18 protein-coding genes and 1 pseudogene are annotated in these 21,091 nt (G+C 61.7%); 11 read left to right on the top strand and 8 right to left on the bottom strand.

The genetic code is table 11. The features are described from left to right. Window positions 1–444: 444 nt before the first annotated feature. The 3 genes and pseudogenes from DV532_RS22425 to azu form a co-directional block, all read left to right on the top strand. A pseudogene (locus DV532_RS22425) lies at window positions 445–534 on the top strand (DUF3077 domain-containing protein); the annotation flags it as partial. A 472-nt stretch (window positions 535–1,006) separates the two neighbouring features. Further along, on the top strand, window positions 1,007–3,307 hold the full coding sequence (locus DV532_RS22420; protein WP_056794711.1) for a YgiQ family radical SAM protein: 2,301 nt from the start codon (window positions 1,007–1,009) through the stop codon (window positions 3,305–3,307). A gap of 462 nt (window positions 3,308–3,769) precedes the next feature. Continuing rightward, a complete protein-coding gene (gene azu, locus DV532_RS22415; RefSeq protein WP_015271990.1) occupies window positions 3,770–4,219 on the top strand; it encodes an azurin in 450 nt (149 codons plus the stop codon). 111 nt (window positions 4,220–4,330) lie between these two features. Here the strand turns inward: azu and nadE are convergent, their stop codons facing one another. Both nadE and pncB read right to left on the bottom strand, forming a co-directional pair. Continuing rightward, a complete protein-coding gene (nadE, locus tag DV532_RS22405) occupies window positions 4,331–5,158 on the bottom strand; it encodes an ammonia-dependent NAD(+) synthetase (RefSeq protein WP_056794713.1) in 828 nt (275 codons plus the stop codon). 3 nt (window positions 5,159–5,161) lie between these two features. Continuing rightward, window positions 5,162–6,367: a nicotinate phosphoribosyltransferase gene (gene pncB / locus DV532_RS22400; RefSeq protein ID WP_056794716.1), complete on the bottom strand. Its 1,206-nt coding sequence runs from the start codon at window positions 6,365–6,367 to the stop codon at window positions 5,162–5,164. Window positions 6,368–6,876: 509 nt separating this feature from the next. Here pncB and DV532_RS22395 point away from each other — a divergent pair. The 6 genes from DV532_RS22395 (at window position 6,877) to DV532_RS22370 (ending at window position 13,331) form a co-directional block, all read left to right on the top strand. After that, window positions 6,877–8,013, top strand: coding sequence for a branched-chain amino acid ABC transporter substrate-binding protein (locus DV532_RS22395; RefSeq protein ID WP_056794718.1), 1,137 nt, complete (start codon window positions 6,877–6,879; stop codon window positions 8,011–8,013). 152 nt (window positions 8,014–8,165) lie between these two features. Next, on the top strand, window positions 8,166–9,080 hold the full coding sequence (locus DV532_RS22390; protein ID WP_019098910.1) for a branched-chain amino acid ABC transporter permease: 915 nt from the start codon (window positions 8,166–8,168) through the stop codon (window positions 9,078–9,080). Window positions 9,081–9,082: 2 nt separating this feature from the next. Beyond that, window positions 9,083–10,384: a high-affinity branched-chain amino acid ABC transporter permease LivM gene (gene livM, locus DV532_RS22385; RefSeq protein ID WP_056794721.1), complete on the top strand. Its 1,302-nt coding sequence runs from the start codon at window positions 9,083–9,085 to the stop codon at window positions 10,382–10,384. After that, the gene (locus DV532_RS22380; RefSeq protein WP_043198089.1) at window positions 10,381–11,256 is read left to right on the top strand and encodes an ATP-binding cassette domain-containing protein; all 876 of its coding nucleotides are present in this window, start codon (window positions 10,381–10,383) and stop codon (window positions 11,254–11,256) included. Before livM ends, DV532_RS22380 begins: the two co-directional genes overlap by 4 nt. Next, entirely contained in the window at window positions 11,253–11,969 is a 717-nt protein-coding gene (locus DV532_RS22375) for an ABC transporter ATP-binding protein (protein WP_056794723.1), read from the top strand. Before DV532_RS22380 ends, DV532_RS22375 begins: the two co-directional genes overlap by 4 nt. A 594-nt stretch (window positions 11,970–12,563) precedes the next feature. After that, window positions 12,564–13,331, top strand: coding sequence for an SDR family oxidoreductase (locus DV532_RS22370; RefSeq protein ID WP_012274433.1), 768 nt, complete (start codon window positions 12,564–12,566; stop codon window positions 13,329–13,331). Between the two features lie 80 nt (window positions 13,332–13,411). On the opposite strand, the gene DV532_RS22365 is transcribed toward DV532_RS22370, so the two are convergent. The 3 genes from DV532_RS22365 to DV532_RS22355 form a co-directional block, all read right to left on the bottom strand. Then, window positions 13,412–14,509 carry an AGE family epimerase/isomerase gene (locus DV532_RS22365; protein WP_056794726.1) on the bottom strand — a complete coding sequence of 366 codons (1,098 nt, stop codon included), beginning with the start codon at window positions 14,507–14,509 and terminating at the stop codon, window positions 13,412–13,414. Between the two features lie 127 nt (window positions 14,510–14,636). Next, window positions 14,637–15,269, bottom strand: coding sequence for a TetR family transcriptional regulator (locus DV532_RS22360; protein ID WP_056794728.1), 633 nt, complete (start codon window positions 15,267–15,269; stop codon window positions 14,637–14,639). 122 nt (window positions 15,270–15,391) lie between these two features. Further along, entirely contained in the window at window positions 15,392–15,844 is a 453-nt protein-coding gene (locus DV532_RS22355) for a hypothetical protein (RefSeq protein WP_056794731.1), read from the bottom strand. A gap of 340 nt (window positions 15,845–16,184) precedes the next feature. Here DV532_RS22355 and DV532_RS22350 point away from each other — a divergent pair, with 340 nt between their 5' ends. Next, window positions 16,185–18,251 (top strand): AsmA family protein, encoded by a 2,067-nt coding sequence (locus tag DV532_RS22350; RefSeq protein ID WP_056794732.1) that lies wholly within the window; start codon window positions 16,185–16,187, stop codon window positions 18,249–18,251. A 28-nt stretch (window positions 18,252–18,279) separates the two neighbouring features. On the opposite strand, the gene DV532_RS22345 is transcribed toward DV532_RS22350, so the two are convergent. Together DV532_RS22345 and osmE are read right to left on the bottom strand one after the other, a co-directional pair. After that, entirely contained in the window at window positions 18,280–18,810 is a 531-nt protein-coding gene (locus tag DV532_RS22345) for a bacterioferritin (RefSeq protein ID WP_056796656.1), read from the bottom strand. Between the two features lie 47 nt (window positions 18,811–18,857). Next, on the bottom strand, window positions 18,858–19,199 hold the full coding sequence (gene osmE / locus DV532_RS22340; protein WP_056794735.1) for an osmotically-inducible lipoprotein OsmE: 342 nt from the start codon (window positions 19,197–19,199) through the stop codon (window positions 18,858–18,860). Between the two features lie 123 nt (window positions 19,200–19,322). Here osmE and DV532_RS22335 point away from each other — a divergent pair, with 123 nt between their 5' ends. Next, window positions 19,323–20,213 carry a triacylglycerol lipase gene (locus DV532_RS22335; RefSeq protein ID WP_056794737.1) on the top strand — a complete coding sequence of 297 codons (891 nt, stop codon included), beginning with the start codon at window positions 19,323–19,325 and terminating at the stop codon, window positions 20,211–20,213. On the opposite strand, the gene DV532_RS22330 is transcribed toward DV532_RS22335, so the two are convergent. Beyond that, window positions 20,210–21,082 carry a DMT family transporter gene (locus DV532_RS22330; protein ID WP_056794740.1) on the bottom strand — a complete coding sequence of 291 codons (873 nt, stop codon included), beginning with the start codon at window positions 21,080–21,082 and terminating at the stop codon, window positions 20,210–20,212. The two genes, DV532_RS22335 and DV532_RS22330, sit on opposite strands and share 4 nt — an antisense overlap. Window positions 21,083–21,091 lie beyond the last annotated feature (9 nt).

Genomic DNA, 21,091 nt, shown 5'->3' with positions numbered 1-21,091 from the left:
CGCTATCCGGATTGCTGCCAGTCGGCAATTCGGTCAATGGTGGCTGCGTACGGGAGATCTTCGGATCTGCCGGTTTTATCGTCTGCCCGGTCTTGCAGACCCGTACGTAGCCGCCACCCATCAAATGCAAGTGATGTTGTGGCGGTCTTTTTGGAATCAGACGAGATTACGCCATGATCAAGATTGTCCCCGATCCACCCCACGATCCCCCTTTTCTTGAAGACAACCCGGTGCAGGGGCAGATACCTGCTGTAAGGCGTCAGTGATATTTCGCCTGAGCTGGCCCTTTCGCGGGTAAACCCGCTCCCACAGGATCTCCACAAGTTTCAAGACTTGCACCGTACCTGTGGGAGCGGGTTTACCCGCGAAGAGGCCAGGCCAGGCAATAGAGAAATCTGAGGGGATTGAACAATGACAATAGAAGACACCCAATTCACCGTCGGTAAGAAGCCGATGATGATCTGGGCTGCCCATTACTTGAGTGCGATGGCCAAGGCGCTGATGGATGATGCTGAGTTGGGGATGAGGCAGTGAGGGGTTGGCTTTAGATTGCATGGAGGCTGCCAGGTGTTCGCCGCAGCAGTTTCAGCGCCTGTGAGATCGAGCGCCGCCCGCGCGGCGCTTCGCGGGGCAAGCCCGCTCCCACTGTCTGTTTTGGGCCAGTTACTTCTGTGGGGGCATCGCTGTCCGCGTTGTTTATTCCCTTCGATATCGAAGGTGTCGCCTGTGCCTTTCTGCAATATCTAGCCATGCACCAAGGGTGCGAGTGCGGAGGAGGCAGGAGTAACTGGCCCGAAACAGAATGTGGGAGCGGGCTTGTCCCGTGAAGCGCCGCGCGGGCGGCGCTCGATCTCACAGGCGCTGCATATGCTATGTCGAACACCTGCCAACCCCACCACAACCCCCAAGCCACCCACCAATCCCCACGAAGACAGTCGGATTTGGTCAAAATTTGTGCTATATTCCGCGCCCGCGATTTCCCTGCACATCAAAACCGGTCACTGACATGCAAGCAGCCAAACCACTCTACGACTATCCCAAGTACTGGGCCGAATGCTTCGGGCCAGCACCTTTCCTGCCAATGAGCAGGGAGGAGATGGATCTGCTCGGCTGGGATTCCTGCGACATCATCATCGTGACCGGTGATGCCTACGTCGACCACCCGTCGTTCGGCATGGCCATCATCGGCCGCCTGCTGGAGGCCCAAGGCTTCCGCGTGGGCATCATCGCCCAGCCGAACTGGCAGTCGAAAGACGACTTCATGAAGCTCGGCGAGCCGAACCTGTTCTTCGGCGTAGCCGCCGGCAACATGGACTCGATGATCAACCGCTACACCGCGGACAAGAAGATTCGCTCCGACGATGCCTACACCCCCGGTGGTTTGGCTGGCAGCCGGCCGGACCGCGCCAGCCTGGTGTACAGCCAGCGCTGCAAGGAGGCCTACAAGCACGTGCCGATCGTGCTGGGTGGCATCGAGGCCTCGCTGCGCCGTATCGCCCACTACGACTACTGGCAGGACAAGGTGCGCCACTCGATCCTGATCGACGCCAGCGCCGACATCCTACTATTCGGCAACGCCGAACGTGCCGTGGTCGAAGTGGCCCAGCGCCTGTCCAGCGGGGAGAAGATCGAGACCATCACCGACGTGCGCGGCACTGCCTTCGTACGCCGTGATACGCCGCAGGGCTGGTACGAAATCGACTCTACCCGCATCGACCGCCCGGGCCGTGTCGACAAGATCATCAACCCGTACGTGAACACCCAGGACACCCAGGCTTGCGCTATCGAGCAGGCCAAGGGCGACCAGGAAGACCCGAACGAAGCCAAGGTGGTGCAGATTCTCGACAGCCCGAGCGTGACGCGGGAAAAGTCGGTAATTCGCCTGCCGTCGTTCGAAAAGGTGCGTAACGACCCCGTGCTCTATGCGCACGCCAACCGCGTGCTGCACCTGGAGACCAACCCGGGCAACGCCCGCGCCCTGGTGCAAAAGCATGGTGAAGTGGATGTGTGGTTCAACCCGCCACCCATCCCGATGAGCACCGAAGAAATGGACTACGTGTTCGGTATGCCGTACGCCCGTGTGCCGCACCCGGCCTATGGCAAGGAGCGCATCCCGGCTTACGAGATGATCCGCTTCTCGGTGAACATCATGCGTGGCTGCTTCGGTGGCTGCACCTTCTGCTCGATCACCGAGCACGAAGGCCGCATCATCCAGAACCGCTCGCACGAGTCGATCCTGCACGAAATCGAAGAGATGCGTGACAAGGTGCCAGGCTTCACCGGCGTGGTGTCCGACCTTGGCGGCCCAACCGCCAACATGTACCGCATCGCTTGCAAGAGCCCCGAGATCGAAAAGCACTGCCGCAAGCCGTCGTGCGTGTTCCCAGGCATCTGTGAAAACCTCAACACCGACCACAGCTCGCTCATCGAGCTGTACCGCAAGGCCCGTGCCTTGCCCGGTGTGAAGAAGATCCTGATCGCCTCGGGCCTGCGCTACGACCTGGCGGTGGAATCGCCGGAGTACGTCAAGGAGCTGGTCACCCACCACGTTGGTGGTTACCTGAAGATTGCCCCGGAGCACACCGAGCGTGGCCCGCTGGACAAGATGATGAAGCCGGGCATCGGCACCTATGACCGCTTCAAGCGCATGTTCGAGAAGTTCTCGAAAGAGGCGGGCAAGGAGCAGTACCTGATCCCGTACTTCATCGCTGCGCACCCGGGCACCACCGACGAAGACATGATGAACCTGGCCCTGTGGCTGAAGGGCAATGGCTTCCGCGCCGACCAGGTGCAGGCGTTCTACCCGTCGCCGATGGCCTCGGCCACGGCCATGTACCACTCGGGTAAGAACCCGCTGCGCAAGGTGACCTACAAGAGCGAAGGGGTGGAGATCGTCAAGAGCGACGAGCAACGGCGCCTGCACAAAGCGTTCTTGCGCTACCACGACCCGAAGGGCTGGCCGATGCTGCGTGAAGCGTTGGAGCGCATGGGCCGCGCCGACCTGATCGGGCCGGGCAAGCACCAGTTGATCCCGCTGCACCAGCCGCAGACCGATACCTACCAGAGTGCGCGCCGCAAGAACTCCACCCCGGCGGGCAGCCACAAGGTGGGCAAGGAGCAGAAGATCCTGACCCAGCACACCGGCCTGCCACCGCGTGGCAGCGATGGCAGCAACCCGTGGGACAAGCGTGAAAAGGCCAAGGCTGAGGCATTTGCGCGTAACCAGCAGGCGGCTAAGGAGCGTAAAGAGGCGGCCAAGGGTGGCAAAGGCAATAAAAAGCCACGTCAGCCTGTCATCCCGCGCTGATCGCGCCATGTAGGAGCGGGTTTACCCGCTCCCACAAGCCCATCAATCCAGATCGGGCAGGTTTGCTGTCGATCGATCCCTCCGCAGCTCATCCGCTAGCTGCCCCAACAGCACATCGCCCGATGCTGCTGCCGCACGAAACCGTGTTCAGCGATACAACCTAAATACCCGCCGGTTTCATTCCGGGCGAGAGTACTCGCAACTGGCGCCCGTGGCGCCCTGCGCATAGGCGGCGAGCAGGCTATTGATGAAGCTAGAGATGGGCATTTGGTATTGCTCCTAAATGAGAGGTTGTCCCATCGTCCATTAAAAGGGCATGATGTGCCCTTAGATTGGTTGTATACAATCGATTGAACAATTCTACTGACTGGCCGCTTGACACCCCCTTGACCCATATCAGCAAGGGGCTGAACGGTTTCAGGCAGTCTCGCAATTGATAAAACCCTGCCAAGGAGATTCATGATGTTTGCGAAAGCTGTAGCGGTATCCCTGCTGACCCTCGCCAGCGCTTCTGTCTTCGCAGCCGAGTGCTCGGTGACTGTCGACTCCACCGACCAGATGTCCTACAACACCAAGGAAATCACCGTCGACAAGAGCTGCAAGGAATTCACCGTCAAACTGACCCACTCCGGCAACCTGCCGAAGAACGTGATGGGCCACAACCTGGTGATCAGCAAGACTGCGGACATGCAGGGCATTGCCACCGAAGGCATGAGCCAAGGTCTGGAAAAGGACTACATCAAGGCTGACAACGCCGCGATCATCGCTCACACCAAGATGATCGGTGCGCCTGAAAAGGAAACTGAAGTGAAGTTCGACGCTACCAAGCTGGAAGCGGGTGGCGACTACAGCTTCTTCTGCACCTTCCCGGGCCACATCTCGATGATGAAGGGCAAGGTCGTCGTCAAGTAATCAAAGGCTGACGGTGAACCCTGTAGGAGCGGGTTCACCCGCGAATGCGTCGGTGGATTTACCATCGCATTCGCGGGTGAACCCGCTCCCACAGGTCCTTCTATAGCCCTATCAAGGGGCGAACGGCAGTTCGCGCTTGTGCTGGGTCTTGCGGTAGGTAGCGACGATGATGTCGAACGCTGCCTGATCAACCGGCTGCCCATGCAGGAATGCATCGATCTGCTGGTAGGTCACGCCATGCGACGCTTCGTCCGGCTTGCCCGGCTCCAGGTCTTCCAGGTCGGCCGTTGGCACCTTCTCCACCAGTGATTCCGGCGCACCAAAGCTGCGCGCAATCGCCCGTACCTGGTTCTTCACCAGCCCGCTCAGCGGCGCCAGGTCGCAGGCACCATCGCCGAACTTGGTAAAGAAGCCCATCACCGCCTCGGCGGCGTGGTCGGTGCCGATCACCAACCCCGCGCGGGCGCCAGCGATGGTGTACTGGGCGACCATGCGCGTACGTGCCTTGACGTTGCCGACCACGAAGTCCACCAGCGTTGGCGAGCCGTTCTTCAACTCCACCACTTCAGCCGCCAATGCCCGCACTGCCGGGGCTATATCCACGGTGTGCACTTCATCGGCCTTGATCACCTCCAGGCACGCCTGGGCGTCATGCTCGTCATGCTGTACCTGGTACGGTAGGCGCACGGCGATGAAGGTGTAGGCTTGGTCGCCGGTTTCGGCGCGCAGTTCGTTGACGGCGCGTTGGGCGAGCAGGGCGGCGGTCAGCGAGTCGACGCCGCCACTGATGCCCAGCACCAGGGTCTTGAGCCGGGCGTTGGCCAGGCAATCCTTGATGAACGCCACGCGCCGGGCGACTTCGGCGTCGAGCGCGGCGGCGTCGGCGAACGGCGGCTGTACCTTCAGCGCCTGGGCAATCTCTTGCTGAACCGCTTGCATGGGTTACTCCTTGCTGGGGACTTTGAATACATGGCGCATGTAGGCGACGAAGTTTTCGTCGCGGCATTGGGTTTTGGCGGCTTCGTCCGAGATCTTCGCCACCGGCGCTCCGTTGCAGTCGGTCATTTTAAGCACGATGTTCATTGGCGCCACACCTGGGATGTCGCAGGTCAAGTTGGTGCCGATGCCAAAGCTGACGTTGATGCGACCGCGCAGGGCACGGAAGATTTCCAGCGAGCGGGTCAAGTTGAGACCGTCGGAAAACACCAGGGTCTTGGTCATCGGGTCGATACCCAGCTTCTGATAGTGGGCAATGGCCTTTTCCGCCCAGGCCACCGGCTCGCCCGAGTCGTGGCGCAGGCCGTCGAACAGCTTGGCGAAGTACAGGTCGAAATCGCTGAGAAAGGCATCCATGGTGATGCAGTCGGTCAATGCGATGCCGAGCAGGCCGCGGTATTCGCGCACCCAGCAGTCCAGCGCGGCGATCTGGCTGTCGATCAGCCGCGGGCCGAGTTGCTGGTGGGCCATGAACCATTCATGGGCCATGGTGCCGAGCGGCTTGATATCCAGTTTCCATGCCAGGTCAACGTTGCTGGTGCCGACGAAGCGGCCAGGGAAGTCGTTGTGCAGTACACGCACTACCTCTTCCTGCACGCGGCTGGAAAAGCGCCGGCGGGTACCGAAGTCGGCCACCTGCAGTTCGGCCAGTTCGTCGTCGCTGGCATGTGCGCGCAGCCAGTCGAACTTGCGGTACAGCTGGTCGCGCGCCTCGGCCAAGCGCATGTGCGGGTGCAAATGGCGGTTGCGCACTTCGCTGATGATGGCCAGCAGCGGTATTTCGAACAGGATGACGTGCAGCCATGGGCCCTTCAGGCGCAGACACAGCTGGTCGTTTTCTATCCCTAGGTGCACATAGCGCAGGTTGAAGCGGAACAGGCGCAAAAAGCGCAGGAAGTCGGGCTTGAGGAAGCTGATGCGTTCGAGGAAGGCTAACTGGGCGTCATCCAGGGTCAGCTCGCTGAGGCGTTCGAGCTGGTTGCGGATGTCACCGAGGTAAGGGCGTAGGTCCTCGCCGTTGCGGCAGCGGAATTCCCATTCGACGTCAGCGTCCGGGTAGTTGTGTAGCACGCCCTGCATCATGGTGAGTTTGTAGAAATCGGTGTCGAGCAGGTTGTGCACGATGCGCTCGGCGAATGCGCTCTCGCTCATCAAGGGGGCTCCGGAGGCGGCGAATGGCGGACATTGTGCCAGCCTTTTGCGGCTTGTTGGGCCTGTTCGGGCGCTATTCGCGGGCAAGCCCGCTCCTACACAGGGGATCCTGGCTGTTGTTGGGGCGGGCTTGCCCGGGAATAGGCCGGAACAGCCAAAACAGCGTGTTTTTCCGTGCGCCAGCTAGCCTTGAAACGGTGCCGCCTGTAGCAGTCGCGCACCAGCGGTGTGCACTTCGGTGACGTCCGCTGTTACAGGGCGGTTGCACGTAAACACTTACCACGGTTGCAATGATGGCACTCGACGGTTGCTCCTTGTCTGTACGTGTGGTGGCGCCTGCCGCTTGGCAGACGGTTGCACGCTCAATAAAGAAAAGGCCGTCGGTCGCCTGCAGGCGACCTGAACAGTGTGTTTACCCGAAAGACAAAACCGATGGCACGGCCCTTGCTCTGAGCACAGGGTTGAGAAGTTGTAGTGCCAACCAAAAAAAACTCTAGGAGCACCACCTCATGTCGCAGACGTTTTACAAGAAAGGTTTCCTGGCTCTCGCCGTAGCTACGGCACTGGGTGTTTCTTCGTATGTTCAGGCCGACGTCAAGATCGGTGTAGCGGGCCCCATGACCGGGGCTAACGCAGCGTTTGGCGAGCAGTACATGAAAGGTGCGCAGGCAGCGGCCGACAAGATCAACGCCGCCGGTGGCGTAAATGGCGAAAAAATCGTTTTGGTCAAAGGCGATGACGCCTGTGAACCGAAGCAGGCTGTGGCCGTGGCCAACCGCCTGGTCGACCAGGACAAGGTGATTGGGGTGGTCGGTCACTTCTGTTCTTCCAACACTATTCCGGCCTCCGAGGTGTATGACGAGGCGGGCGTCATTGCCATTACCCCGGGCTCTACCAACCCACAGGTTACCGAGCGCGGCCTGGGTGCCATGTTCCGCATGTGCGGCCGTGACGACCAGCAGGGCATCGTTGCCGGTGACTACATCGTCGACGTGCTCAAGGGCAAGAAAGTCGCGGTGCTGCACGACAAGGACACCTATGGCCAAGGCCTGGCCGACGCGACCAAAGCTCAGCTGGAGAAGCGTGGCGTGAAGCCGGTGCTGTACGAAGGCCTGACCCGTGGTGAGAAAGACTTCAGCGCCGTGGTTACCAAAATCCGCTCCACCGGTGCCGACGTGGTCTACTTCGGTGGCCTGCACCCAGAAGCCGGCCCGCTGGTACGCCAGCTGCGCGAGCAGGGCCTGAAAGACGTCAAGTTCATGTCCGATGACGGCATTGTTACCGACGAACTGGTGGCCACTGCCGGCGGCGCGCAGTACGTCGATGGTGTGTACATGACCTTCGGCGCCGACCCGCGCCTGCTGCCAGACAGCAAGGCCGTGGTGGAAGAGTTCCGCAAGAATGGCACCGAGCCAGAGGGCTACACCCTGTACGCCTATGCGTCCCTGGAAGCCTTGGCTGCCGGTTTCAACGGTGCTAAATCGAACAAGGGTGAAGACGCCGCCAAATGGCTCAAGGCCAACCCGGTCAAGACTGTCATGGGCGAGAAAAAGTGGGACCAGAAGGGCGACCTGACCGTGTCCGACTACGTGGTCTACCAGTGGGACAAGGACGGCAAGTACCACCAGCTGGATAAACAAAAATAATAACGGCCCACGGCCCGGGCACACGCCCGGGCCGCAGCCCCGCAGTACCTGTCTTTATCCGTAGATCTGCACAGTTCTGCGCTGCGAGGGTCGCCTTATCCCAGGCCCGCCGTAGTCGGCGCTCGTGCAATCTCAATAGGTGAGATTGCGTTATGGATGGTATTTTCCTGCAGCAACTGGTCAATGGCCTGACCCTCGGGTCGGTCTATGGCTTGATTGCCATCGGCTACACAATGGTCTATGGCATCATCGGCATGATCAACTTCGCGCACGGCGAGGTGTACATGATTTCCGCGTACCTCGCGGCAATCAGCCTGGCATTGCTGGCTTATTTCGGTATCGAGTCGTTCCCCCTGCTGATGTTGGGCACCCTGTTGTTCACCATCGTCGTCACTGGTGTGTATGGCTTCACCATCGAGCGCATCGCCTACAAACCCCTGCGTAACTCCACCCGCCTGGCACCGCTGATCAGTGCCATCGGTATTTCGTTGATCCTGCAGAACTACGCGCAAATCAGCCAGGGCGCCCGCCAGCAAGGCGTGCCGACCCTGCTTGAAGGTGCCATGCGTGTCGAAGTGGGGACTGGCTTCGTGCAACTGACCTACACCAAGATCTTCATCCTGGTGGCCGCCTTCGTCGGCATGGGCTTGCTCACCTACGTAATCAAGTACACCAAGCTCGGCCGCATGTGCCGTGCCACCCAGCAAGACCGCAAGATGGCCTCGATCCTGGGCATCAACACCGACCGGGTGATCTCCTACGTGTTCGTCATCGGTGCGGTGATGGCCGCCTTGGCTGGCGTGCTGATCACCATGAACTACGGCACGTTCGATTTCTATGCCGGTTTCATCATCGGCATCAAGGCGTTTACCGCTGCGGTGCTCGGCGGCATTGGTTCGCTGCCTGGCGCCATGCTCGGTGGGATTATCCTGGGTATTTCCGAGTCGCTGTTCTCTGGCCTGATCAACTCCGACTACAAGGATGTGTTCAGTTTCTCGCTGCTGGTAATGATCCTTATCTTCCGCCCACAAGGCCTGCTGGGTCGCCCGCTCGTGGCTAAGGTGTGAACATGTCCGTTGCCAATACTGCCGCTGCTCCAAAAACCAAGGGTTTCGACCTTAAACGCAGCCTGCTGGAGACCATCGTCGCCGGCCTGCTGGCCCTCATCGTATTCGGCCCGGTCGTCGGCGTGGTACTCGACGGCTACACCTTCAATGCCGAGCCGCGGCGCGTAGCCTGGCTGGTCGGCGGGGTGATGCTTGGGCGCTTCCTGCTCAGCCTGTACCTGCAAACCGCCGCGGGGCGCCGCATGCTCGAAGGCTTCGACAGTGGTGGCTCGGGGGTGCATGTGCGCGCGCCGAACTACGTGTCGCGGCTGCGCTACATCATCCCGGCGTTGGTCGTGATTGCCATCGTCTTCCCGATCTTCGCCAACAAGTACCTGCTGACGGTGGTCATCCTTGGTCTGATCTACGTCTTGCTCGGCCTTGGGCTGAACATCGTGGTTGGCCTGGCCGGCCTGCTCGACCTGGGCTACGTGGCGTTCTATGCCATTGGCGCCTACGGCCTGGCGCTGGGTTACCAGTACCTCGGCCTGGGCTTCTGGAGCGTGCTGCCGCTGGCGGCCATCGCTGCGGCGCTGGCGGGGTGCATCCTTGGCTTCCCGGTGCTACGGATGCACGGTGACTACCTGGCCATCGTGACCCTGGGCTTTGGCGAAATCATCCGCTTGGTGCTGAACAACTGGCTGTCGTTCACCGGTGGCCCCAACGGCATGCCGGCACCGTCGCCAACCTTCTTCGGCCTGGAGTTCGGCCGTCGGGCCAAAGATGGTGGGGTGCCGATCCACGAGTTCTTCGGCTTCGATTACAACGCCAACCTCAAGTTCGTGTTCATCTACGCAGTGCTGTTCATGGTCGTGCTGGCTGTGCTGTACATCAAGCACCGGCTGACCCGCATGCCGGTCGGTCGGGCCTGGGAAGCGCTGCGTGAAGACGAAATTGCCTGCCGTTCGATGGGCCTGAACCACGTGCTGGTCAAGCTCTCGGCGTTTACCCTGGGTGCGTCCACTGCCGGCCTGGCCGGGGTGTTCTTCGCCACCTACCAAGGCTTCGTCAACCCGTCGTCGTTCACCTTCTTCGAGTCGGCGCTGATCCTGGCCATCGTGGTACTGGGTGGCATGGGCTCGACCGTGGGCGTGGTCATCGCGGCATTCGTGCTAACCGTGGCCCCCGAGTTGCTGCGCAGCTTCTCTGAATACCGGGTGCTGTTGTTCGGCGTGCTAATGGTGCTGATGATGATCTGGCGACCGCGTGGGTTGATCCGCATCAGCCGTACCGGTGTGACCCCGCGTAAAGGAGTGGCGCCATGAGCGACGATATCATTCTCTCGGTCGACAACCTGATGATGCAGTTCGGCGGCATCAAGGCGCTCAGCGACGTTAGCCTGAAGGTCCGGCGCAACCAGATATTCGCCCTGATCGGCCCCAACGGCGCTGGCAAGACCACCGTGTTCAACTGCCTGACCGGCTTCTACAAGGCCAGTGGCGGGCGCATCGAGCTGAACGTGCGGGGCAGCCACACCAATGTCATCCAGTTGCTCGGCGAGCGCTTCCAGGCGGCGGACTTCGTGTCGCCGGCGCGCTTTGCCAACCGCATGTATTACAAGATGTTCGGCGGTACCCACCTGGTCAACCGCGCAGGTCTGGCGCGCACCTTCCAGAACATTCGCCTGTTCAAGGAAATGTCGGTGGTGGAGAACCTGCTGGTGGCCCAGCACATGTGGGTCAACCGCAACCTGCTGGCCGGGGTACTCAACACCAAGGCCTACCGCAAGGCCGAAAGCGATGCGCTGGACCATGCGTTCTACTGGCTGGAAGTGGTCGATCTGGTCGACTGCGCCAACCGCCTGGCCGGTGAGTTGTCGTACGGCCAGCAGCGCCGTCTGGAAATCGCCCGGGCCATGTGTACACGACCGAAGATCATCTGCCTGGACGAACCGGCAGCTGGCCTCAACCCACAGGAAACCGAGGCCCTCAGCCGCATGATCCGCGTGCTGCGTGACGAGCACGACATCACCGTGGTGCTGATCGAGCATGACATGGGCATGGTCATGAGCATTTCCGACCATATCGTGGTGCTCGACCACGGCAACGTGATTGCCGAAGGCGCGCCGCAGGAAATCCGCCACAACCCGACGGTGATCGCCGCCTACCTGGGTGCAGACGAAGAGGAACTGGTATGAGTGCACCCATTCTCGAGCTGAAGGAACTGGACGTGTTCTACGGGCCGATCCAGGCGCTGAAAAAGGTCTCGATGCACATCAACGAAGGCGAGACGGTTAGCCTGATCGGCGCCAACGGTGCCGGCAAGTCGACGTTGCTGATGTCGATTTTTGGCCAGCCACGGGCCGCGTCGGGGAATATCGTGTACCGCGGCACCGACATCACCCGCAAGTCGTCGCACTACATTGCGTCCAACGGCATCGCCCAGTCGCCAGAAGGGCGCCGGGTGTTCCCCGACATGACCGTCGAGGAAAACCTGATGATGGGCACCATCCCCATTGGCGACAAGCATGCTGACGAAGACATGCAGCGTATGTACGAGCTGTTCCCGCGCTTGAAAGAGCGGCGTAACCAGCGGGCCATGACCATGTCTGGCGGCGAGCAACAGATGCTGGCCATTGCCCGGGCGCTGATGAGCCGGCCGAAGTTGCTGCTGCTGGACGAGCCATCGCTTGGGCTGGCGCCGATCGTGGTCAAGCAGATCTTCTCGACCTTGCGCGAGCTGGCCAAGACCGGCATGACCATCTTCCTGGTGGAGCAGAACGCCAACCATGCGCTGAAACTGTCGGACCGGGCTTACGTGATGGTCAACGGGCAGATTCGCATGACCGGTACGGGGCAGGAGCTGTTGGTCAACGAAGAGGTGCGCAACGCTTATCTGGGCGGGCACTGAGTTGTATTCGGGGCTGCAAAGCAGCCCCATTCTCCATGTGGACAACTTGTCGTCGGTCTGTCTCCACACACGCCCGCATACCTTCCCAAGCCTTTGTTTCCACAGGCAGGATCTTGTCCACGGATAATGTGGAACCGCCTGTGGAAAACATGGTGGCATCTCGCTCAAGCCCTTTGATAGCAAGCCCTGTAGAGATGTGATCATTTTTTGATCATTGGCGCGTTGTGGATGATTTTCCCTGGCTTATCAAGGCCCTGCATATACCCCAAGAATACCGAAAAACCTGTGGATAACTCTGTGCAAAAACTTTGGACAGACCGCTACAGGCGGCATGCTTGAAAGCCTTGCGCCATCACCCAAAAGATATCCACCGGCCTCACTTCGCTGAAAGGGTTCCGCCGCGTGTACAAGTTGCCCCCAATCCGTGGGGAAAGCCTTGTGGATAACATGCGCATAGCTGGCGCCGAGCCGTCTGCCACAAGGGTTTGCTGGGTATGAACAAAAAATGAACAGCAGCCTCCACGGCTTGCTGCTGGCGCTCGGCGCGGGCATGCTGCAAAGCTGCCGATGACAACCCACCGTGAGGAACAGAGCATGACGTCCACCGTATTCATTACAGGCGCGACTTCCGGTTTCGGCGAGGCCACTGCCCGCCGCTTCGCCGAGGCCGGCTGGAAGCTGGTGCTGACCGGCCGCCGCAAGGAGCGCCTGGACGCCCTGTGCGCCGAACTGTCGGCCAAGACCGAAGTGCACGGCCTGGTGCTCGACGTGCGTGACCGCAAGGCCATGGAGCAAGCCATCGCCAACCTGCCGGCCGGCTTTGAAAAGATTCGCGGCCTGGTCAACAACGCGGGTCTCGCGCTGGGTGTGGATGCGGCGCAAAACTGCAGCCTGGACGACTGGGAAACTATGGTCGACACCAACATCAAGGGCCTGATGTACACCACCCGCCTGCTGCTGCCACGGCTGATCGCCCATGGTCGCGGTGCGTCGATCCTCAACGTCGGTTCGGTGGCGGGCAACTACCCGTACCCGGGCAGCAATGTGTATGGCGGCACCAAGGCCTTCGTCGGCCAGTTCTCGCTGAGCCTGCGCTGTGACCTGCGCGGTACCGGTGTGCGCGTGAGCAACATCGAGCCGGGCTTGTGCGAGAGCGAGTTCTCGCTGGTGCGCTTTGGTGGTGACCAGGCCAAGTACGACGCTACCTACGCCGGTGCCGAGCCGATCCAGCCGCAGGACATTGCCGAGACCATCTTCTGGATTCTCAACCAGCCGGCGCACATCAACATCAACAGCCTGGAGCTGATGCCGGTGAGCCAGGATTGGGCTGGTTTCTCGATCGACCGCTCGGCCAAGGGCTGATCCAAAGGCCTCTTCGCGGGTAAACCCGCTCCTACAGGTACTGCACAACACCTGTAGGAGCGGGCTTGCCCGCGAATGCGTCAGCGCAGACGCAGCAACCCTTGCAGGCAGGTCGCCAGGTGGTAGGGGGTAGTCGAAGGCATGTCATGCCGGCTAACCGCCCCCTCACCATCCCGGCACTCATACCAGCCCGCCTCACGCAGGAACCGCGCTTCCAGTACCTGTAACTGCTCTGGCAATTTCGCCTCACCCCCGGCACGTAGCACCAGCGCCCGCAGGTACTCCGCCTGTGCCCAGACCCGTTGAGTGGCATCCAGCACCTGGCCATCCACCGCCAGCATCGCCAGCACTGCCCCATCCTTCACCCCATGCTGCTCGGCAAAGCTGAACGCCCGGTCGATGGACGCATGCAGCGGCGTTTCACGCAGCAACGGCGAGGTGTGCAGCAGGTAGAACCACTCGAACTGGTGCCCTGGCTCGAACCAGTTATCCACAGCCCCGTGTGGCTTTTCTAGCATCAAGCCGTGAGCCGGTTCGACGAAGTGCGCTTGCAGCGCCTCGCACAGCTGCAGCAGCGCCTGTCGGGCATGCTCGTCCTCACGCACCGCCAGCACTTGCAGGAACGCTTCGGCCAAGTGCATCTGCGGGTTTTGCAGCGGGCCACTGCCGAGGTCGGCCCAATCTTCGCCAAGGCTGGCTTCGTACAGGCCATCGTCACGGGCGAACTGCTGGTCAATGATGTCCAGCGCGGCATTCAGCGTGGACTCCACCAGGTTCTCGCGCACCTTGCCCCAGTAGTGCGCGCAGGCGAAAACGATGAAGGCGTGGGTGTACAGGTCCTTGCGTCGGTCCAGCGGCTTACCTTGGGCGTCGATGCTGTAGAACCAGCCGCCGTGCTCGGCGTCATGGAAGTGCTTTTGCAGCGAGCGGAACAAAGCTGCCGCACGGGCGGCCGCGCCGGGTTGCTCGATACGGCTGCTGAACAGGTACAGCTGGCGTGCGCAGGCCATGGCCCGATAGCGCTGCACCGGCAATGGCTGATGCTGGGCGTCGAGGGCTTCGTAAGGCAGGGCCATGGCGGCGTTCCAGCCCGGGCCTTGCCACATTGGCACGATGCGCTCGGCGAAGTGCTGGTTGAAGCGGGCCAGTGCGGGCAGGGTGGGGCGGGGGTTGGACATTTCGGCGCTCGTTGCTGTCGGGCAGGGCGCCATGGTAGCAGAACTGGGGTTTTCGGTAGCCTGTGCCGGCCCTTTCGCGGGCAAGCCCGGTCCTACAGGTAGGGCGCGAAGAGGCACAGGCAACCGATCAGCCCGGGTTGCCGAGCCCTTGCCATTGCCGCGCACCCACGAAGATGAAGCGTAGCTGCTGGGTGATCTTCTCCTGCGGCGTCAGCGCCTGTGGATAACCCGCTTCGGGGCTGTCGATAAGCTCGGGCAGCGTGGCGAACACGGTCTTCACCACCAAGTCGGCCATCACCGCCAGTGCGGCGCTGTCCAAGTGCTGCCAGCGTTTCATGCGCGCAAGGTCGGTGGCCAGGTCGTCGCTGATGTCCTGCCGCAGGCGGGCAATGGCTTGGCGAACGGCCTGCGAACCGCCGTACTGTTCACGGGCCAGGAACAGGAACTGCGCGCGATGGGCGGCGACCACGTCGAGGAAGATGCGTACCGAGGCATCGGTGATGCCGCCCAACTCGAATTCGTTGTGACGCACCAGGCGGATGGTTTGGCGGAAGGTGGTGTCGATCTCGGCCACCAGGGCCAGGCCTAAGGCGTCCATGTCGGGGAAATGCCGATAGAAGCCGGTGGGCACGATGCCGGCCGTCTTCGCTACTTCGCGCAGGCTGATACTGCCGAAACCACGGCCACTCTCCATGAGCAGGCAGGCGGCATCCAGTAGGGCCTGGCGGGTCTGTAACTTCTGTTCGGCGCGCGGCAGCATGATGCGAGCTTCAGTGACGGTAAGGCTGGGCACTCTAGTTAAAAAAACAAAGCCCGGTCAATGGACCGGGCCTGGAGGGGAGCACGCGTTGTGACAGAGGTTGTTTTTTTCGGCCATGGCGATCAGCTCACACGGCTGAGTTCAACCAGGCGATCGGAGCCACCCTCAGCGACGCGGCCAGTGCGTTCGATCAGGCGATCGGAACCACCTTCGGCAACGCGGCCAGTGCGTTCGATCAGGCGATCGGAACCACCTTCGGCAACGCGGCCAGTGCGTTCGATCAAGCGATCGGAGCCACCTTCGGCAACGCGGCCAGTGCGTTCGATCAGGCGATCGGAGCCACCTTCGGCAACGCGGCCAGTGCGTTCGATGAGGCGATCGGAACCACCTTCGGCAACGCGGCCAGTGCGTTCGATCAGGCGATCCGAACCACCTTCTGCAACGGTTTTCAGCGGTTGGGCGATTTCGGCAGCACTGGAGCGCGATTCGGCGGTCAGGTGTTGCTCAGTGCCTGGCAAGGCAAAAGCGTTGGCAGCCAGAATGGACAGGGTCAGGGTCAGCAGGTGGCGTTTCATGATTCGGTGCTCCTCTCGGGGGCTGGAAAGTGGGTACGGAGCCAATGCTACGCCGGGTAACGCCAGAGAGAAGTTCATACGGGTAATGGTAACAATCGACCGTATTGATAGAGCAGTGAAACCGCTCTAGAACGCGCGACTCGAGTGGCAAGATGGCAATTTGACTTCATCGCTGGTGGGTAACACGCACCCGTTGGCGCGACAAATTGCTGAGGCAGAGGCCAGGAAAAACTTCGCTATCATGGCGCCGCCGATAAAACCCCACGGGTTTTCGTCAGTCCGAGATATTGAATGCCGCCGCTGCACCGGTTTTGTGCCATACCGCAAGGAGAATCACGCAATGACGCGTCCCGCCAGAATCCTCGTCTGGGTCTTCACCAGCCTGCTCACCGTGCTGGCGATACTGCTGGTGGTGATCGCCACCTTCGACTGGAACCGCGTCAAGCCACTGCTCAACGAGAAGGTTTCCGAGGCCCTGCACCGGCCTTTCGCAATCAATGGCAACCTTGCCGTGCACTGGCGCACCGAGCCTGAGGAGGGTGGCTGGCGTGCCTGGCTGCCTTGGCCGCATTTCATTGCCGAAGACCTCACTCTGGGCAATCCTGAGTGGCTGAAGGAACCGAAGATGGTCGGCCTGGAGCGCGTGGAGTTTCGCCTGGCGCCGCTGCCACTGCTGTTCCATCAGATCAGTATTCCGCGTATCGACCTGACCAAGCCCACTGCCAGCCTGACCCGCTTGGCCGATGGCCGCGCCAACTGGGCGTTTGACTTCGGCCCCAAGGATGACAACGCAGCGCCTTCCAAGTGGCAGTTGGACATTGGCGCCATCGGCTTCGACCAGGGCAATGTCAGCTTTGATGACCAAACCCTGAAAACCAGCATGAAGGTGCAGATCGACCCGTTGGGCAAGCCGATCCCGTTCAGCGACATTGTCGGCAAGGCCACTGCCGAGAAAGCCGCTGCCGCGCAGGACTATGCCTTTGGGCTCAAAGCCCAGGGCCGCTACAAAGGCCAGCCGGTGTCCGGCACAGGCAAAATTGGCGGCCTGCTGGCCCTGCAGGATGCTAGCCAGCCGTTTCCGCTGCAAGCCGACCTGCGCATCGCCGATACCCATGTGGTGCTCGCCGGCACGCTGACCGACCCGCGCAACCTCGGCGCCCTCGACTTGCGCCTGCGCCTGGCCGGGGCCAGCCTGGGTAACCTCTACCCGTTGACCGGAGTGACCCTGCCGGATACCCCAGCCTATTCCACCGATGGCCACCTCAACGCCAACCTGCATGCGCCGCAGGGGGCGACCTTCAACTACCAAGGCTTCAACGGCAAAATCGGTGACAGCGATATCCACGGTGACCTGGCCTTTGTCGCCAGCCAACCGCGGCCCAAACTGTCGGGCAACCTGGTGTCCAACCAATTGCTGTTCAAGGACTTGGCGCCGCTGATCGGTGCCGATTCCAACGCAGAGCAGAAGGCCCGCGGTGGTGCCAGCAAGCAGCCGGCCGGCAAGGTGTTGCCGGTGGAGGCGTTCCGCACCGAGCGCTGGCGCGCCATGGATGCTGACGTCACCTTTGCCGGCAAACGCATCGTGCACAGCGCGCAACTGCCGTTCAACGACCTGTCGGCCCACGTGATCCTGGAGGATGGCCTGCTGCGCCTGGAGCCCCTGCGTTTTGGCGTGGCTGGCGGCAACCTGGCTTCGCGGATTCGCCTGGATGGCCGCAGCGTGCCGTTGCAAGGGCGCGCCCAGCTGACAGCGCGAGGCTTCAAACTCAAGCAGCTGTTCCCCAGCTTTGCGCCGATGCAGACCAGCTTTGGTGAGTTGAATGGCGATGCCGACATCACCGGCCGAGGCAACTCGGTGGCGGCCTTGCTGGGCACGGCTAATGGCGACCTGCGCATGCTGATCAACGATGGCGCCATTAGCCGCAGCCTGATGGAGATTGCCGGGTTGAATGTGGGCAACTACGTGGTCGGCAAGCTGTTTGGCGACGAGGATGTGAAGATCAACTGCGCGGCGGCCGATGTGGGCATCAAGGATGGGCTGGCGAGCACGCGGCTTTTCATCTTCGATACCGAGAACGCGATCATTTACATCAACGGCACGGCGAATTTCGCCAGCGAGCAACTCGACCTGAAAATAAGCCCGGAATCGAAAGGCCTGCGGCTGTTCTCGCTACGCTCGCCGCTGTATGTGCGTGGGCCGTTTGCCAAGCCCAGTGCCGGTGTGCAGGCAGTGCCGTTGGCGTTGCGTGGGGCGGGGATGGTAGCGCTGGGCGTAGTGGCGGGGCCGGCGGCGGGGTTGCTGGCGTTGATTGCGCCTAGCAGCGGCGATGATCCGAACCAGTGCACACCGCTGTTGCAGCAGATGAAGGCCGGCAAGGCGCCGGCGGCGGTGAAAGGCAAGAAATGATAGGGGGCTGCAAAGCAGCCCCTTGCAATTACAGCCCCTGCAGCAGATCGGACATATCGTCCGCGTGCTCTTCTTCCTGCGCCAGGATGTCTTCGAAGATGCGTCGGGTAGTCGGGTCTTTGTCACCAATGTACTGAATGATCTCGCGGTAGCTATCAATCGCAATCCGCTCCGCCACCAGATCCTCCAGCACCATCTCCTTCAGTGAACTGCCCGCCACGTACTGGGCGTGGGAATTCTTGCTCAAGTTATCGGGGTTGAAGTCCGGCTCGCCGCCCAGTTGTACGATGCGCTCGGCCAGTTTGTCGGCATGCTCGGCTTCTTGATTGGCATGTTCGAGAAACTCATCGGCAGCCACGCTGGCCTTGAAGCCGCTGGCCATGAAGTAGTGGCGCTTGTAGCGCAGCACGCACACCAGCTCGGTGGCCAGCGACGCGTTCAGCAGGCGCAGGATCTCCTGGCGGTCGGCGTGATAACCCTCGGTCACCGCGCCTTGCTCCACGTGCTGGCGGGCACGTGCACGCAGGGTTTGCACATCGGTCAGTTCAGTCGCATTCATGTTCATCTCCAAAAGCACCAGGGTGGCCATGGCATGTTCTGAAAGGTTCACGCGCCGCGGACGGCTTCGCTGTCTTTTTCGCGTTGTTTACAGGTTTTGAAGCCCTTGGCGTCGACATGCCCGGTAGCGTCGAAACGCACGTAATAGGGCTGCTGCTTGCCATCGCGGTTGAGGATGTAGTCGTTGCAGGTGCCCCCGTGCGGCAGGTCGATCACGTTCGACGGGCTGCCGCCAATGGCGATGACCTTCTGCATGGTCATGCCGTCCTCTACCTGCTTGACCAGCGGTTCATCGCGGTAGGTGACGTAGTCCACTGGGTTTTCCGGGCGGCTGCCGCAGGCGGCCAGGGTGGCGCTTGCCAGAAGGATTGCCAGGGTCTGCTTGTACATGGTCCCGCTCCTTGCAAAGGGTTTGTGTGGTTTGGAACCGCAGCGCGTGCCGGGAGTTCGATTGCGATGGTGATCAAAGCCGCTGTAGTGTTGGCCGGTCCTCCACGGAAAGGGGCTGGGGCAATGCAGCAGGAATTGGCCACGCGATACCCGTTGGTGCTGGTGCCGGGCATGCTCGGTTTTGTCCGGGCAGTGCTTTACCCCTACTGGTTCGGCATTGTCCCGGCCCTGCGCAAGGGCGGCGCGCAGGTGTTCCCGGTGCAGGTCTCGCCGCTGCACGCCAGCGAGGTGCGCGGTGAGCAACTGCTGGCGATCATCGAAGACATCTGCCAGCGCACCGGTGCAGCGAAGGTCAACCTCATCGGCCACAGTCAAGGCGCCCTGAGCGCGCGCTACGCGGCCGGCAGGCGGCCCGACCGGGTGGCTTCGGTCACGTCGGTGGCGGGCCCAAACCATGGCTCGGAACTGGCCGACTACCTGCAACGCGCGGCACCAGGCGATTCCCCCCATGGGCGTATTCTCAAGGCCGTGCTGCAGGGCGTGGCCGTGCTGCTGGGGTGGCTGGAAACCGGCTGGCGCCGCGCGCCGCTGCCGGTGGATGTGCACGCCTCGCACCAGTCGCTGACCAGTGCCGGGGTGGCGCTGTTCAACCAGGCTTATCCACAGGGGCTGCCGGCTACCTGGGGCGGGGAAGGGGCCTATGAGGTCGATGGCGTGCGCTATTACTCCTGGTCTGGCACCGTGCAGCCCGGCGTGACCGACCAGGGGCGCAACCGCTTTGACGGTAGTAGCTACTTCTGCCGCCTGTTCGCTCGCAGTTTCGTCAAGGAAAAGGGCCAGTGTGACGGCATGGTCGGGCGCTTCAGCTCGCACCTGGGGCAGGTAATTGGCGATGACTACCCGCTGGACCACCTGGACATCGTCAACCAGCAACTGGGTGCCGTGGGCAAGGGCGCTGACCCGGTGCGGCTGTTCACTGAACATGCCGCCCGGCTCAAGGCGGCGGGGCTCTAACGGCGGATGGGGGTGGTCCAGCGCTCGGCCAGCACCACGCCAGCCAGGGTCAGCAGGCCGCCGACCAGGTGATAACTGGCCAACTGCTCGTCGAGTACCACGGCAGCGATCAGCGCGGTGACCAGCGGCAGCAGGTTGAAGAACAGCGTGGTACGGCTTGGCCCCAGGCGGTGCACGGCTTGCATCCACACCAGGGGGGCTATCATCGAGGCCAGCACGCACGCGTACAGCACCAGGCCCACGTTACCGCTGTTCAGGCCGGTCTTGGCCGACAGCAGGAACAGCGGCAGCAACACCACGATGGCCACCAGCACCTGCAGGTACAACAGTTGCAGGGGTGGCAGGCGCAACTGCCATTTCTTCAGCAGGAAGCTGTACAGCGCGTAGGCCAGGCTGGCTACCAGCATCAACACATCGCCGCTGTTCAGGCCCTGCAGCAGCAGGCTGGCGGGGTGCCCGGCGCTGACCACCTCCATTACCCCGATGAACGACACCACGGCGCCCAGCAGGGCCCCGTAGCTAAGGCGCTGGCCCAGCCAGGCGATGGACAGCGCCAGTGACATCAGCGGCATCAGCGAAAGTATGATGCCCATGTTGGTGGCGCTGGTGATGCCGGCGGCGAAGTAGGCCAGGCTTTGGTACAGCGCCATGCCCAGCACGCCTAGCACGAACACCTTGGCCAGGTGCGGGCGGATGGCCGCCCGATTGCGCCACACGGCGGGCAGCAGGAATGGCGTGAACAGCAGGGCGGCCAGCAGCCAGCGGTAGAAACCGATCTCGGCGGGGTGGATGGCACCGGCAGACATCTTGGTGACCACGGTGTTGCCGGCCCAGATGAGGATGGCGGTGAGCGGGAACAGGTAGTTCATACAGCGGGG

Origin of the sequence: Pseudomonas sp. Leaf58 (assembly GCF_003627215.1) — a bacterium.
Lineage (GTDB): Bacteria > Pseudomonadota > Gammaproteobacteria > Pseudomonadales > Pseudomonadaceae > Aquipseudomonas.
The sequence above is the reverse complement of the archived record's forward strand: the minus strand, read 5'-3'. Positions and strand labels throughout refer to the sequence as shown.